At 71.1% G+C, this 14338-nt stretch carries 12 protein-coding genes and 2 pseudogenes; 12 read left to right on the forward strand and 2 right to left on the reverse strand.

All coding sequences use genetic code 11. From position 1 onward, the window contains the following. Positions 1–24 precede the first annotated feature (24 nt). Positions 25–510: a YHS domain-containing (seleno)protein gene (locus DK389_RS15750; protein WP_109890953.1), complete on the forward strand. Its 486-nt coding sequence runs from the start codon at positions 25–27 to the stop codon at positions 508–510. On the opposite strand, the gene DK389_RS15755 is transcribed toward DK389_RS15750, so the two are convergent. Continuing rightward, entirely contained in the window at positions 491–1351 is an 861-nt protein-coding gene (locus DK389_RS15755) for a 3'(2'),5'-bisphosphate nucleotidase CysQ family protein (protein ID WP_109890955.1), read from the reverse strand. The genes DK389_RS15750 and DK389_RS15755 overlap by 20 nt on opposite strands. Positions 1352–1509: 158 nt before the next feature. On the opposite strand from DK389_RS15755, the gene chpT reads away from it, so the two are divergent. From chpT to DK389_RS15790, 7 genes and pseudogenes are all read left to right on the forward strand, one after another. Beyond that, entirely contained in the window at positions 1510–2244 is a 735-nt protein-coding gene (gene chpT, locus DK389_RS15760) for a histidine phosphotransferase ChpT (protein WP_109890957.1), read from the forward strand. Between the two features lie 464 nt (positions 2245–2708). Then, positions 2709–5425, forward strand: a pseudogene (locus DK389_RS15765) (hybrid sensor histidine kinase/response regulator). Between the two features lie 25 nt (positions 5426–5450). Then, positions 5451–5936: a chemotaxis protein CheW gene (locus DK389_RS15770; RefSeq protein ID WP_194075238.1), complete on the forward strand. Its 486-nt coding sequence runs from the start codon at positions 5451–5453 to the stop codon at positions 5934–5936. A gap of 25 nt (positions 5937–5961) precedes the next feature. Beyond that, positions 5962–6342 carry a response regulator gene (locus DK389_RS15775; RefSeq protein ID WP_109890960.1) on the forward strand — a complete coding sequence of 127 codons (381 nt, stop codon included), beginning with the start codon at positions 5962–5964 and terminating at the stop codon, positions 6340–6342. A gap of 127 nt (positions 6343–6469) precedes the next feature. Further along, positions 6470–7573, forward strand: coding sequence for a protein-glutamate methylesterase/protein-glutamine glutaminase (locus tag DK389_RS15780; RefSeq protein ID WP_109890962.1), 1104 nt, complete (start codon positions 6470–6472; stop codon positions 7571–7573). After that, complete coding sequence (locus DK389_RS15785) at positions 7570–8436, forward strand: CheR family methyltransferase (protein WP_109890964.1); 867 nt, start codon at positions 7570–7572, stop codon at positions 8434–8436. The genes DK389_RS15780 and DK389_RS15785 overlap by 4 nt, the downstream gene beginning before the upstream one ends. A gap of 113 nt (positions 8437–8549) precedes the next feature. Beyond that, positions 8550–9610, forward strand: a pseudogene (locus DK389_RS15790) (SDR family oxidoreductase). Positions 9611–9693: 83 nt separating this feature from the next. Here DK389_RS15790 and ctrA read toward each other — a convergent pair. Beyond that, the gene (gene ctrA / locus DK389_RS15795) at positions 9694–10395 is read right to left on the reverse strand and encodes a response regulator transcription factor CtrA (RefSeq protein WP_109896440.1); all 702 of its coding nucleotides are present in this window, start codon (positions 10393–10395) and stop codon (positions 9694–9696) included. A gap of 420 nt (positions 10396–10815) precedes the next feature. On the opposite strand from ctrA, the gene fliI reads away from it, so the two are divergent. The 4 genes from fliI (at position 10816) to DK389_RS15815 (ending at position 14331) form a co-directional block, all read left to right on the forward strand. After that, positions 10816–12174 (forward strand): flagellar protein export ATPase FliI, encoded by a 1359-nt coding sequence (gene fliI / locus DK389_RS15800; RefSeq protein WP_109890966.1) that lies wholly within the window; start codon positions 10816–10818, stop codon positions 12172–12174. A gap of 57 nt (positions 12175–12231) precedes the next feature. After that, the gene (gene fliJ / locus DK389_RS15805; RefSeq protein ID WP_109890968.1) at positions 12232–12639 is read left to right on the forward strand and encodes a flagellar export protein FliJ; all 408 of its coding nucleotides are present in this window, start codon (positions 12232–12234) and stop codon (positions 12637–12639) included. A gap of 146 nt (positions 12640–12785) precedes the next feature. Continuing rightward, a complete protein-coding gene (locus tag DK389_RS15810; RefSeq protein WP_109890970.1) occupies positions 12786–13841 on the forward strand; it encodes a lysylphosphatidylglycerol synthase domain-containing protein in 1056 nt (351 codons plus the stop codon). Positions 13842–13896: 55 nt separating this feature from the next. Next, entirely contained in the window at positions 13897–14331 is a 435-nt protein-coding gene (locus DK389_RS15815) for a hypothetical protein (RefSeq protein ID WP_109890972.1), read from the forward strand. The last annotated feature ends 7 nt before the right edge of the window (positions 14332–14338 follow it).

Below are 14338 nucleotides of genomic sequence, written 5' to 3' on the forward strand. Positions count from 1 at the left end.
GATTCTGGCGCGAAAGTTTGCAGGATGTGGTTAACGCGCCGTCAATGCCTCGTGATCGCCGCCGCACTCGCCGGTCCGGCCGAGGCGGGTCCCGAGGCCGGCGAGGCGGCGGCGGAGCGCCTGCGCCGTCTTCCCGCCGTCCCGCCCCTCGCGCTCCGGGGCTTCGATCCGGTGAGCTACTTCCTGCCCGGCGGTCCCGCCTCCGGGAAACCGGCCTACGAGATGGCCTGGGACGGGCGCACGTGGCGCTTCGCCAAGGCCGCCAACCGGGACGCGTTCCGGCGCGATCCGGACTCCTACGGCCCCCGTCTCGGCGGCTTCGATGCGGTCGGCGTCGCGGAGGGGCGGCTCGTCGACGCGGACCCGCTCGTCTTCGCGATCCTCGACGCGCGCCTCTACCTGTTCCGGAATGCCGCGCGGCGGGCGGAGGCGCTGGCGGAGCCCGACCTCGCGCGCCGCGCCGAGGCGCGCTGGCCGTCCCTGCGGCCGCTCATGGACGCGCCGCGCTGACCTCTTCCCCCCGCGGCCGGATCATCGGACCGCGGTCGGGCAGGCCGACGCGGGCCGCGTAGGCCGGGTCGCCGAGGGCGGCGAAGGGGCCGTTGCGGTAGGAGAGGGCGTAGCGACCGTAGATCATCGGGCGGCCCGTCGGAGTCAGCGTGCAGCCGCCGGCCGCGGTGAGGACGTGGTCGCCGGCCGCCGTGTCCCATTCCATGGTCGGCCCGCAGCGCACGTAGATGTCGGCCTCGCCGGAGGCGATCAGGCAGAATTTCAGGGCCGAGGCGGCGCTCCGGCGGGATTCGATCGGCAGGCCGGCCAGGCAGGCCTCCGTCTCGACGTCGCCGTGGCGCCGGCTGACGAGGGCGACGAGGCCGCGCGCGGGGGCGGGCCTCACGCGGATCGGGGTCGAATCCTGCGGGCGGCCCTGCCGGATCGGCGCCTCGCGGGCCTCGGCGCCCGCGTACCAGATCCGGCCGAGGCCCGGTGCGGCGAGCGCCGCGGCGACGGGGCGGTTGCCCTCGATCAGGCCGATATTGACCGAGTATTCCGGGTTGCCGGCGAGGAAGTCCCGCGTCCCGTCGAGGGGATCGACGAGGAAGAACAGGTCGGCGGGCGGCGCGTCGTGGCTCGTCTCCTCGGCCACGACCGGGATGTCCGGAAAACGCTGCGCCAGCGCCTGCAGAATAAGCTGCTCCGCCTCGAGATCGGCCACGCTCGACGGCGACCCGTCGGGCTTCAGCACGTGCGCGCAATCGCCGCCGTGATGGCCGCGCAGGATCTCGCCCGCATCGCAGGCGATCTGGGCCAAGGTCGCGGCGATGCGGTCGCGCTGCGGCTCCGTGAGCGTCATGCGGCCGTCATGCCCGAGGCCCCGGCGCTTGTCGACCCGAAGGCCCGGACGATCCAGGCGCTTTCCAAAGCCGGACGCGCCGTCTATCCGTGCGAGGCAGGTCCCGCGCGCTGGCGGCGGCCTCGCCGACACCCGATGAACCTCGCGCGGAGCAGGCCATGACCACCGTGAACCTCGACTCCCTCGATCTCTCGGCCCTGCTCTGCTCCCGCGTCTGCCACGACGTGATCAGCCCGGTCGGCGCGATCGTGAACGGGCTCGAGGTGCTGGAGGACGACAACGACGCCTCGATGCGCGAATTCGCCCTCGACCTGATCCGCAAGAGCGCGCGGCAGGCCTCCGCCCGGCTGCAATTCGCCCGCATCGCCTTCGGGGCCGCCGGCTCCGCGGGGGCGGCGATCGACCTCGCCGATGCCGAGAAGGTCTCGCGCGGCATGTTCGCGGACGAGAAGACGCAGCTCGCCTGGTCCGCGCCGCAGGCCCTGTTCCCGAAGAACAAGGTCAAGCTCCTCCTCAACCTCGTGATGATCGCCACGAGCGCGATCCCGCGCGGCGGGCTCATCGACGTGACCGTCTCGGGCGACGGCGAGGCGCCGACCCTGCTCCTCAAGGCCAAGGGCTCGCACGCCCGCATCCCGCCCCATGTCGAGGAGCTGCTCGCGGGGCGTCCCGAGAGCGGCACCGTCGATGCCCACGGCATCCTGCCCTATTACGCTGGCCTCGTGGCCCGCGCCGCGGCGATGGGCGTGCGCCTCTCGATCGAGGGCGACGAGGTGACGATCCGCGCCGAGCCGGTCTCGGCGTCGGCCGAGCCCGCCGTGCCGGCGCCCTCCACGACGCCGGAGGACGCGCGCCCCACCGACAGCGAGCCCTCGGACACGCAGCTCGCCTGAGCGAGGACCGGGGCCGCGCCGAAGCGCCGCCCCCCGACACCTTCCGGCCCGCTCCCGCGGCCGGACGGGCGGAGCGCGGAGCGTCCGCCTCGGACAGGCGCCGTCAGTGGCCGCGCCCCCGCACGGCCGGTCCCGTCGGGGATCCCGGATCACCGTCCGATCACCCTCCGACGTCCGCAATGGCGACCTGCGCGCGCGACGTTGTCCGCTCCGAGCACCTGAGCACTTTCGGCTCAAGGTTCCCGGTCGCCCGCATCCCGCTGTATTTGCCCGCGTCCGTCGTCGCAGGTGGTGCCGCGCCCGGCCGTCCGACACCCCCGGCTGCGCGGTGAACAAAGCGAAATCGTTCATGCCGCTGCTCCCGTTTCCGGGCCCAACTCCATTTGCGGCAACGGTTCCCTAACCCATCCCGGTCACATTCGGTGAAGTACGAATACCGTGCGGACTCGAACCGAGCATCCCCGATGGACGACTTGCTGCGTGAGTTTCTGACCGAGAGCAGTGAGCATCTCGACACTGTCGACACCGAGCTGGTGCGGTTCGAGCAGGATCCCAACAATCAGCAGATCCTGCGGAACATCTTCCGGCTCGTGCACACCATCAAGGGGACCTGCGGCTTTCTCGGGCTGCCGCGGCTGGAGGCCCTGGCCCACGCCGCCGAGACGCTGATGGGCCGCTTCCGCGACGGCCTGCCGGCGACCCAGGCTTCCGTCACTCTCATCCTCTCGACGCTCGATCGGCTCAAGGCGATCCTCGCCGACCTCGAAGCGACCGGCGCCGAGCCGGCGGGCTCCGACGAGGATTTGATCGGGGCGCTGGAGAAGATGTCCGAGGGCGCCGCCGAGCCGACGCCCGTGCCCGTAGTGCCGCCCATGCCCGTCGCGCTGCCGGAGCCCGTGTTCCGCGAATTGAAGCCCGGCGAGGTCTCCCTCGACGATCTCGAGGCCGCCTTCCTGGCCGCCCCCGGGCCCGACGATTTCGCGCCCGAGCCACCCGCTCCGCAACCCGCCGCGGAGGCGCCCGTCGTCCTCGAGGCGCCGGCCGAGCCGGCTGCTCCCGCGCCCGCCGCAAGCGCGCCCGCTCCTGCCGCGCCCGCCCGGGCAGCCGCTGCCGAGGCGCCCGCCGAGGGCGACGGGGCGGTGAGCAAGGTGCAGACGATCCGCGTCAACGTCGACACGCTCGAGCACCTGATGACGATGGTCTCGGAGCTGGTGCTGACCCGCAACCAGCTCCTCGAGATCGCCCGCCGCCACGACGACACCAGCTACAAGGTCCCGCTGCAGCGCCTCAGCCACGTGACGGCCGAGCTGCAGGAAGGCGTCATGAAGACGCGCATGCAGCCGATCGGCAACGCCTGGCAGAAGCTGCCGCGGGTGGTGCGCGACCTCTCGGCCGAACTCGGCAAGCAGATCGAGCTCGTGATGCAGGGCGCCGAGACGGAACTCGACCGTCAGGTGCTGGAGGTCATCAAGGACCCGCTCACCCACATGGTGCGCAACTCCGCCGACCACGGCATCGAGGGGGCCGCCGAGCGCAAGGCCGCCGGCAAGCCCGCCCGCGGCACCATCCGGCTGGCCGCCTTCCACGAGGGCGGCACCATCACGATCGAGATCTCGGACGACGGCAAGGGGCTCGACCTCTCCGCCATCCGCCGCAAGGCGGTCGAGCGCGGCGTCGCCTCCCAGGCCGAGATCGAGAAGATGACCGACGCGCAGGTCGCGAAGTTCATCTTCCACGCCGGCTTCTCGACGGCCAAGGCCGTCACCTCGGTCTCGGGCCGCGGCGTCGGCATGGACGTCGTCAAGACGAACATCGAGACGATCGGCGGCGTCATCGACATCAACACGCAGCTCGGCCGCGGCACCACCTTCACGATCAAGATCCCGCTGACGCTGGCCATCGTCGCGGCGCTGATCGTCAAGGCCGGCGAGAACCGCTTCGCGGTGCCCCAGGTCGCGGTGCTGGAGCTCGTGCGCGTCGACAAGACCACGGGACAGCGCGTCGAGCGCATCAACGGCTCGCCGGTGCTGCGCCTGCGCGAGCGCCTCCTCCCGATCGTGACGCTGACGGGCCTCCTCGGCCAGAGCGACGGCGCCGACGTCGACACCGGCTTCGTGGTCGTGGCCCAGGTCGGCCGCCAGCGCTTCGGCATCCTCGTCGACGAGGTCTTCCACACGGAGGAGATCGTCGTGAAGCCGATGTCCTCGAAGCTCCGCCACATCCCGCTCTTTGCCGGCAACACCATCCTCGGCGACGGCGCCGTGGTGCTCATCGTCGACCCGAACGGCGTCGCCCGGCAGGTCAGCCAGAGCGCGCAGGCCGGCTCGATCCCGGTCGAGTCCGAGGTCGAGGAGACCGAGGCGGGCGATGCAAAGGCGACGCTCCTCGTCTTCAAGGGCGGCAACAACACCTTCAAGGCGGTGCCGCTCTCCCTCGTCACGCGGCTCGAGGAGATCGACGCCGCGAAGGTCGAGTGGCTCGGCGGGCGCCCCCTCATCCAGTATCGCGGCCGCCTGATGCCCCTGGTGCCGGCCGACGAGGCGATCACGATCCGCTCCGAGGGGACGCAGGCCCTCGTCGTGTTCTCGGACGGCGAGCGGGCGATGGGCCTCGTCGTCGACGAGATCGTCGACATCGTCGAGGAGCGCCTCGACATCGAGATCACCGCCGAGCGCTCGGACCTGATCGGCTCCGCGGTACTCCGCGGCCGGGCGACCGACATCATCAACATCGCCCACTTCCTGCCGCTCGCCTACGACGACTGGGCGCGGGGTCCGAAGAAGGCCGAGAAGCGCGGCTCGACCCTGCTCCTCGTCGACGATTCCGCCTTCTTCCGCGACATGCTCACCCCGTCCTGAAGGCCGCGGGCTACGCGGTGGTCTCGGTGGAGAGCGCGGAACAGGCGCTCGCCGCGCTCCAGGCCAACGCCCGCATCGACGTCGTCGTCACCGACCTCGAGATGCCGGGCCGCAGCGGGTTCGACCTCGTCGCCGCCATGCGCGGGGCCGACCAGCGCCTCGCGGGCCTGCCCGTCATCGCCCTGACGGGCTCCGTCGGCGCCGACGCGGTGGAGCGCGCCCGCGCACTCGCGATCAGCGACCTCGTCGCCAAGTTCGACCGCTCAGGGCTGATCGCGGCGCTCGCCGAGGTCGGCACGGTCACCCTCGCGCAGGCTGCCTGAGCCCGCTTCCCGGAGTACGATCATGATGCAGGCCGCCAACACCAACGCCGCGGAAGCCGGCGCCACCACCGAGTTCGTCACGGTCTTCGTCGGCGAGACCATGTTCGGGCTCGCCATCAACCGGGTGCACGACGTCTTCATCCCGGCGGGCGTCACGCCGGTGCCGCTCTCGCCGCCGGAGATCGTCGGCCTCCTCAACCTGCGCGGGCGCGTCGTCACCGCCGTCTGCCTGCGCCGCCGCCTCGGCCTGTCGCCGGCCGACACCGAGGGCAACACGATGGCGATCGGCCTGGAGCAGGGGGGCGAGACCTTCGCCCTCGTGGTCGACGGCGTCGGCGAGGTGCTGAAGCTCGGGGCCGATACCCACGAATCGGTGCCGATCAACCTCGACGCCCGCTGGCGCGACCTGGCGCTGGGCGTCCACCGCCTCGACGGGCGCCTGCTCGTGATCCTCGACGTCGACGCGCTCCTCGCCTTCGGCGGCGAGCGGCGCGGCTCCGTCGCCGCCTGATCGATCGGACAGCGTGAGGAGTACCATGAAGACCTGCCTCATCGTCGACGATTCCGCCGTGATCCGGAAGGTCGCCCGCCGCATCGTCGAGACGATCGGCCTCCGGGTGATCGAGGCCGAAGACGGAGCCAAGGCCCTCGCCCACTGCACAGAGGCGATGCCGGACGCGATCCTCCTCGACTGGAACATGCCGAACATGGACGGCTACGCGTTCCTGCGCGCCCTGCGGCAGGAGCCGGGCGGAACGGCGCCGAAGGTGCTGTTCTGCACGACGGAGAACGACGTCGGCGCCATCGCCCGCGCGCTCCACGCGGGCGCCGACGAGTACATCATGAAGCCCTTCGACCGGGACATCCTGACGGCGAAGCTGGAACAGGTCGGCCTCGCGGAGGCGAAGGCGGCCTGAGCCTGCAACGCGGGGGCGGGCACGCCCCCGGCACCGACCCCGTGACGCGTATTCGAGGCGTAACCCCCATGCTGGCAGCCACCGCCACCCACCCGCCCGCGCCGGGGGGAACGCCGCGCCGGGCCGGATCAAGGTTCTCATCGCCGACGACTCGGCCGTGGTGCGCGGGCTCGTCGCCCGCTGGATCGGGGAGGCGGGCTTCACCGTGGTCGGCACCGCCGCCAACGGCCGCATCGCCCTGGAGATGATGGCCCGCCACGACCCCGACGTCGTGCTCCTCGATATCGACATGCCGGAACTCGACGGCACCCAGGCGCTGCCGCTGCTGCTCGCCCGGAGCCCCGGCCTCCAGGTCGTGATGATGTCGACGCTGACGACCCGCAACGCCGACATCTCCCTGAAATGCCTCGCGCTCGGCGCCGTCGACTACCTCGCCAAGCCCGAGAGCAACCGCGGCGTCACCACCTCGGACGCGTTCCGCATCGAGCTGATCGAGCGCGTGCGCGTGTTCGGCGCCGCCCGGGCCCGCCGCCGCGGCCCCGCGCCGGCCGCGCTGCCGGGCGCCCCCGCCGCGCCGGCGCCGCTGCCGCCGCGGCCCGCCGCGCCGATCGCGCTGCGCCCGAGGATGCGGGTCGCCGGGCCGCCGAAGGCCTTCCTGATCGGCTCCTCCACGGGCGGCCCCCGCGCCGTCGGCGAGGTTCTGGAGAAGATCGGCGCCGCCACGCTGCGCCGCCTGCCCGTCCTCATCGTGCAGCACATGCCGCCGGTCTTCACCGCGGTCTTCGCCGAGCATCTCGGGGCCCGGGTCGGGCTGCCCGCGGCCGAGGGCAAGGCCGACGAGCCGCTCCAGCCCGGCCGCATCTACGTGGCGCCGGGCGGGCGCCACATGCGCCTCCACGGCGGAGGAGGCCGAGAACCGGTGATCCGCCTCGACGACGGGCCACCCGTGAATTTCTGCCGCCCGGCGGTCGACGTGCTGTTCCAGGACGCCGCCGCCCTGTTCGGCGCGGCAACCCTCTCGGTGATCCTCACCGGCATGGGCTCGGACGGAACGAACGGCGCCCGCAGCCTCGTCGAGGCCGGCGGCGCGGTGCTCGCGCAGGACGAGGCGACCAGCACCGTCTGGGGCATGCCGGGCAGCGTCGCCAAGGCCGGGCTCGCCCAGGCCGTGCTGCCGCTCGGCGAACTCGGACCGGCGCTCCGCAACCTGATCACGGGGCAGGGCGCATGACCGAGCTCGAGTTCGACTTCCTGCGCGCCTACCTCAAGCAGCGCTCCGGCCTCGCGCTCACGGCCGAGAAGCGCTACCTCGTCGAGAGCCGCCTCGGCCCGGTCTGCCGCCGCTTCGGCCTCGCGACGCTCCGCGACCTCGTCGGCGCCCTCAAGATCTCCCGCGACACCGCGATCGAGCGCGCCGTCGTCGAGGCGATGACGACGAACGAGACCTTCTTCTTCCGCGACCGGGTGCCCTTCGACCTGTTCCGGGACACGCTGCTGCCCGGGGCGCTGACCCGCCGCGCCGCGCAGCGCCGCCTGCGGATCTGGTGCGCCGCCTCCTCGACCGGCCAGGAGCCCTATTCCCTCGCGATCCTGCTGCAGGAGGCGGCCCCCCGCCTCCAGGGCTGGCAGGTGGAGATCGTGGCGACGGACCTCTCCACCGAGGTGATCGAGAAGGCGAAGCTCGGCCTCTACAGCCATTTCGAGGTGCAGCGCGGCCTGCCCGTGCAGATGCTGCTCAAGTACTTCACGCAGGTCGGCGAGCAGTGGCACATCGCGCCGACCATCCGCAGCATGGTCGATTACCGGCCCCTCAACCTGCTGAACCCCTTCGACACGCTCGGCCAGTTCGACATCATCTACTGCCGCAACGTGCTGATCTACTTCGACGCGCCGACCAAGGCCGACGTGCTCGGCCGGCTCGCCGGGTGCCTCGCGCCGGACGGGGCGCTGCTCCTCGGGGCCGCCGAGACCGTGATCGGCCTCACCGACCGCCTCGCCCCGAACCCTGAGCACCGGGGCCTCTACGGTCACCCGCCGGGCGCCCGCACCGTCGAGGCGGCCCCGCGGCCCCTGCGCTTCGCCGGCCTGCGCTGAGGGCAGGGGAGGGCGGCGCCCTCCGCGCCCTCGAGGCCGCCCGGCCCCGCTGGCGGCCCGACCGATCCTCCCTAACTGGCGCCTCACCGGGGCGGCAGACGGAAGGATCGGACATGACGGGCAGCGCACTGATCGTGGGGGCGAGCGGCATCGTCGGCAGCGCCACCGCCGAGCTGATGGTCGCGCAGGGCTGGCAGGTCGCGGGGCTCGCCCGCAACCCGGGCAATCAGCCCGGCGTCACGCCGGTCGCGGCCGATCTCCAGGACCCAGAATCGCTCCGCGCCGCGCTCGCAGACCAGCGCCCAAGCCACCTCGTGCTGGCGACCTGGGCCGCCGGCCGACCGAATCCGAGATGATCGCGATCAACGCCGCGATGGTGCGAAACGTGATCGCTGCCGTGAGGCCCGCCGGCACGATCCGGCACGTCGCCCTCGTCACCGGGCTCAAGCACTATCTCGGGCCGTTCGAGGCCTACGGGCAGGGCCGCGTGCCCGAGACCCCCTTCCGCGAGGAGCAGGGCCGGCTCGACATCGACAACTTCTACTACGCGCAGGAGGACGAGGTCTTCGCCGCCGCTTCCCGCGACAAATTCAACTGGAGCGTGCATCGGCCCCACACCATCATCGGCAAGGCGGTCGGCAACGCCATGAACATGGGGACCACGCTCGCCATCTACGCCACGCTCTGCCGGGAGACCGGCCGCCCCTTCCGATTCCCGGGCTCGGCCGCCCAGTGGAACGGCCTGACCGACATGACGGACGCCCGGATCCTCGCCCGCCACATCCTCTGGGCCTCGACCTCCCCTCAGGCCGGGAACGAGGCCTTCAACGTCGTGAACGGCGACGTCTTCCGCTGGAGCTGGATGTGGGGCCGCCTCGCGAACTGGTTCGGCATCGAGGCCGAGCCCTTCGACGGCACGGTCCGGCCGTTGGAGGCGCAGATGGCGGACGACGCGTCCCTCTGGGCGGAGATCGCGGCCCGCCACGGGCTCGCGGAGCCCGACCTCGCCCGCCTCGCCTCGGCCTGGCACACGGACGCCGATCTCGGCCGCCCGATCGAAGTCGTCACCGACATGAGCAAGAGCCGCCGCCGCGGCTTCCTCGACTACCAAGCGACCGACGACGCCTTCTTCGACCTGTTCGCCCGGCTGAAGGCCGACCGGCTGATCCCGTAGGCGGACCGGGTGCGCCCAAAAACGAAAAGGCCCCGCCGAGGCGGGGCCGTTCGCGAGGGGAGGGGGCTTGCGGCCTTCCCGGATCAGACCGCGATCCGCTCCTCGCCGTCGACGGGCTCGCGCAGCACGTAGCCGCGGCCCCAGACCGTCTCGATGTAGTTCTTGCCCTGGCTGGCGTTGGCGAGCTTCTTGCGCAGCTTGCAGATGAAGACGTCGATGATCTTCAGCTCGGGCTCGTCCATGCCGCCGTAGAGGTGGTTGAGGAACATCTCCTTCGTCAGCGTCGTGCCCTTCCGGAGCGAGAGGAGTTCCAGCATCTGGTACTCCTTGCCGGTGAGGTGCACCCGCGAGCCGGAGACCTCGACGGTCTTCTGGTCGAGGTTGACGATGAGGTCGCCCGTCGTGATGACCGATTGGGCGTGGCCCTTCGAGCGGCGCACGATCGCGTGGATGCGGGCGACGAGCTCGTCCTTGTGGAAGGGCTTGGTCAGATAGTCGTCGGCGCCGAAGCCGAGGCCCTTCACCTTGTCCTCGATGCCGGCCATGCCGGAGAGAATCAGGATCGGGGTCTTCACCTTCGCGACGCGAAGGGAGCGGAGCACCTCGTAGCCCGACATGTCGGGCAGGTTCAGGTCGAGGAGGATGATGTCGTAATCGTAGAGCTTGCCGAGATCGACGCCCTCCTCACCGAGATCGGTGGTGTAGGTGTTGAAGTTCTCGGACTTGAGCATCAGCTCGATGCTCTGCGCCGTGGCGCTGTCGTCCTCGATCAGAAGTACCCGCATCGTCGGTCCCCAGCCCAGCGCGGCCGTCTCAGCGTCCGGACGCGTCCCCGCCATACGCCCGCCACCGGCCTGTGGACGGACGCTCCTTCGTCATTGACGTGAAACGCTATGCGTTAATCGTTAACAAACCCTGATTCCGGCTTGCAAGCACTCGTTGAGTGAGCGCGATTCTCGGATCGCGAGGCTGTTGACGGTCTGTTCTCATTCATACCGTCGCAAGCCTCGCTCACCACATCCGCGACCCTCGCCAAGTGCCTGTGCCTCCACGGGTTCCGGTGGCCTGTGGCTCCTCTGCCACGCCCGCCGCACTTGTCGGAACGGCTCGACGAATCGATCCGCTCCGGCGCCTGCCCGAACCCGCTGTCGGCGCGATGGGGCAGTGTTAAGGAGGGAGGTAAATGAAACGTTGAAAGGGGGCCGATGGCGGACGATCTTCACCGCCCGGTGCGGGTGTCCCTCGGCTCGGCACGCGCAGCGCTTGAACGCGTCGAAACTCTCGAAACTTACGGTCGTGTGGTGGCGATCCGGGGCCTCCTCGTGGAGGTGGCGGGGCCGGTGGCGGCGATGCGACTCGGCGGGCGACTCGACATCGAGGGGGCGGGCCGCGCGGGTTTGGTCCCCTGCGAGATCATCGGCTTCCAGGGGGATCGGGCGCTCGCCATGCCCTTCGGCACGCTGGAGGGCGTGCGCCGGGGCTGCCCGGCCTATGTCCGCGACGAGGCGGCGGGCGCGATCCGGCCGTCGCCGGCCTGGCTCGGCCGGGTGATCGACGCGCTGGGCCGGCCCGTCGACGGGCTCGGGGCTCTGCCCTCGGGCCCCGAGATCTACCCGCTCCGCGCCGATCCGCCGCCCGCCCACGCAAGGCGCCGGGTCGGGCAGCCGCTCGATCTCGGGATCCGCTGCATCAACACCTTCCTGACGATGTGCGCCGGCCAGCGCATGGGCATCTTCGCGGGATCGGGCGTCGGCAAGTCGGTGCTGCTCTCGATGCTCGCCCGCTACACGGCGGCCGACGTCGCCGTGATCGGCCTCGTCGGCGAGCGCGGCCGCGAGGTGCAGGAATTCCTGCAGGACGATCTCGGGGCGGCGGGCCTCGCCCGCTCGGTCGTGGTGGTAGCGACCTCCGACGAGCCCGCCCTGATGCGCCGGAACGCGGCCTACGTGACCCTGAGCGTCGCCGAGCATTTCCGCGATCAGGGCGCCAAGGTGCTGTGCATGATCGACTCGATCACCCGCTTCGCCATGGCCCAGCGCGACATCGGCCTCGCCGCGGGCGAGCCGCCGACCGCCAAGGGCTACACGCCGACCGTGTTCAGCGAATTGCCGCGCCTCCTCGAACGCGCCGGCCCCGGCGTGGGGGAGGGGACGATCTCGGCGCTCTTCACCGTCCTCGTCGAGGGCGACGACCACAACGAGCCGGTGGCCGACGCCGTGCGGGGCATCCTCGATGGCCACATCGTCATGGAGCGCGGCATCGCCGAGCGGGGCCGCTACCCCGCCATCAACGTGCTGCGCTCCGTCTCCCGCACGATGCCCCGCTCCTGCGACCCGGCCTACCTGCCAGTGGTGCGGCGCGCCCGGCGCGTGCTCTCGACCTTCGCCGACATGGAGGAGCTGATCCGCCTCGGCGCCTACCGCGCGGGATCCTCCCAGGAGGTCGACGAGGCGGTGGCGCTGATGCCGGATCTTGAGGCTTTTCTGGGGCAGGGTAAGGAAGAAGCAACCTCCATCGGCGAGGGTTACGCACGGCTCGCCCAGATCGTGGGGAGCCCAGGGTGACTCCGTCGGTGCTCGTGTTCCGGCGGAGCATGAGCGTTGCGTGGAGTGAGCGTTCCCATGAAATCGCGTGACACGCTGATCCGGCTGCGTCGGTTCCAGGTCGACGAGAAGCGTCGCCGCGTGACGCAGATCGAGATGATGATGGCCGACTTCCTGCGCATGGCCGCCGAGCTCGACCGCGAGGTCGCGCAGGAGGAGGGCCGCGCCGGCATCACCGACCCCGCTCACTTCGCCTACCCGACCTACGCCCGCGCCGCTGCCGGCCGCCGGGACAACATGCGCCAATCGGCTGCGGCGCTCGAAGGCCAGCTCGACGAGGCCAAGGCCGAGCTCGGCGAGGCGTTCGAGGACCTGAAGAAGGTCGAGATCCTGGAAGACCGCGAGCGCAGCGCCGAGCGCGCGGCGGAAGCCCTGCGCGACCAGGCGGCGATGGACGGCATCGGCCTCTCGCGGGCCCGCGCCTGACCCGCTGACGGACCGCCCACCCAAAGTCGGCACGAAACCGTCATGATCCGGTGACATCACGGCCGGAGAGGCCGTGGCGGCCCGCTTGCGATGCGCGCGTTCCTGGCGCATCAGAGGCCGTCCTCGCGAGGGTGCATCCCGGTTCCATGAAGAAGATCAGCGAATTCATCTGGCCGATCATCGGCATCGGCGCGCTCGTCGTCTCCGGATATCTGCTCTACCGCGAACTCCAGGGCCTCTCGATCGCCGATGTCGAGGAGAGCCTGCGGGCGATCCCGGCCCACCGCTTCCTGCTGGCCGCGCTCTCCACCCTCGTCGCCTACGCGGCGCTCGCCTGGTACGACCGGATCGCGTTGCTGCATCTCGGCATTCGCCACATCTCGTGGTTCTTCGTCTCGGTCTGCTCGTTCACCACCTACGCGCTCTCGCACAATATTGGCGCCTCGGTCTTCTCGGGCGCCGTGGTCCGCTACCGGGCCTACACCGCCAAGGGCCTCTCAGCCGCCCAGGTAGCGGTGCTGGTGGCGCTCTGCTCCTTCACCTTCGGCCTCGGCACGATCCTGCTCGGCGGCGCGACCCTCGCGCTGAAGCCCGACCTCCTCGCCCGTCTCGAAGGCCACCTGCCGGGCGTGCTGACGAACCCGACAACCGCCTTCGTCCTCGGGTTGGCGCTGCTCGGCGCGGTCGGCCTCTACGTGGTCGGCTCACTCCTGCACCTGAAGCCGCTGCACATCCGCTCGTTCAAGCTCGAATATCCGCGCCCGAACATCATGGGCCGCCAGCTCGTCGCGGCGCCCCTCGAATTGCTCGGCGCGGCCGGCATCATCTACTTCGCGCTGCCCGAGGCCGGGAACCCGGGCTTTCTCGTGGTGCTCGCCGTTTTCCTCGCCTCCTTCTCGGCGGCGCTGGTCTCGCACGCGCCGGGCGGTCTCGGCGTGTTCGAGCTGATCTTCGTGCTGGCCATGCCGGAAGTTGCACGCCCGCAGGTGATCGCGGCGCTGCTCGTGTTCCGGATTTTCTACTTCTGGCTGCCGTTCGTGCTCTCGGTCATCGTGGTGATCCTCTATGAGCGCTCGCGGCTCGCCGAAGCCTTCAAGCGGCGCGGCCATGTCGCGGCCGCGCCTCCGCCCGAGCCGCCCCTCGTCGCCCCCGGTCTCGATTCCCACAAGATCGAACATCGGCTGGAGAAGAAGGCGGTCTGACCGGAGCGCCCCGGATGAGAAGATCGGCCCTTCCGAGATCCGGGAATCGGGACCTGTGAGGCCGGCGACCCTCCGCGAGGTCGCCGAGCGCACGCGCCGCGACGGCGACTGGGACCACCACACCCGCGAATTCCTCGACACCTTCTACGGGGCCGACGGCGACATGGCGCGTCAGGCCGCGATGATCCGCGACGAGCCGGACCTCCTCTCTCAGGAGCCGGCCGACGCCTTCATCGGGGGCGTCGGCGAGCATCTCGCCCGGCGCTGGGGCCTGCCGATCCCGCAATGGGTCCGCCACGAGGCGCGCTATCTCGAGAGAGCCCTGTTCATCCCGAACGAGCGGAACCTGCGCGGCTACCTGATCTGCGTGAGCCCGGTCGCGTTCCGGGCCCGGCTGATCTTCACGGGACCCGACCCGCTGCAGCGCGCGCGCTTCCCCTATCACCGCGGCGTCATCACGATGCCGATGGACTACCCGCCGCGGCGCTGACGCCGGC

The organism is Methylobacterium durans (genome assembly GCF_003173715.1).
Classification (GTDB): domain Bacteria; phylum Pseudomonadota; class Alphaproteobacteria; order Rhizobiales; family Beijerinckiaceae; genus Methylobacterium; species Methylobacterium durans.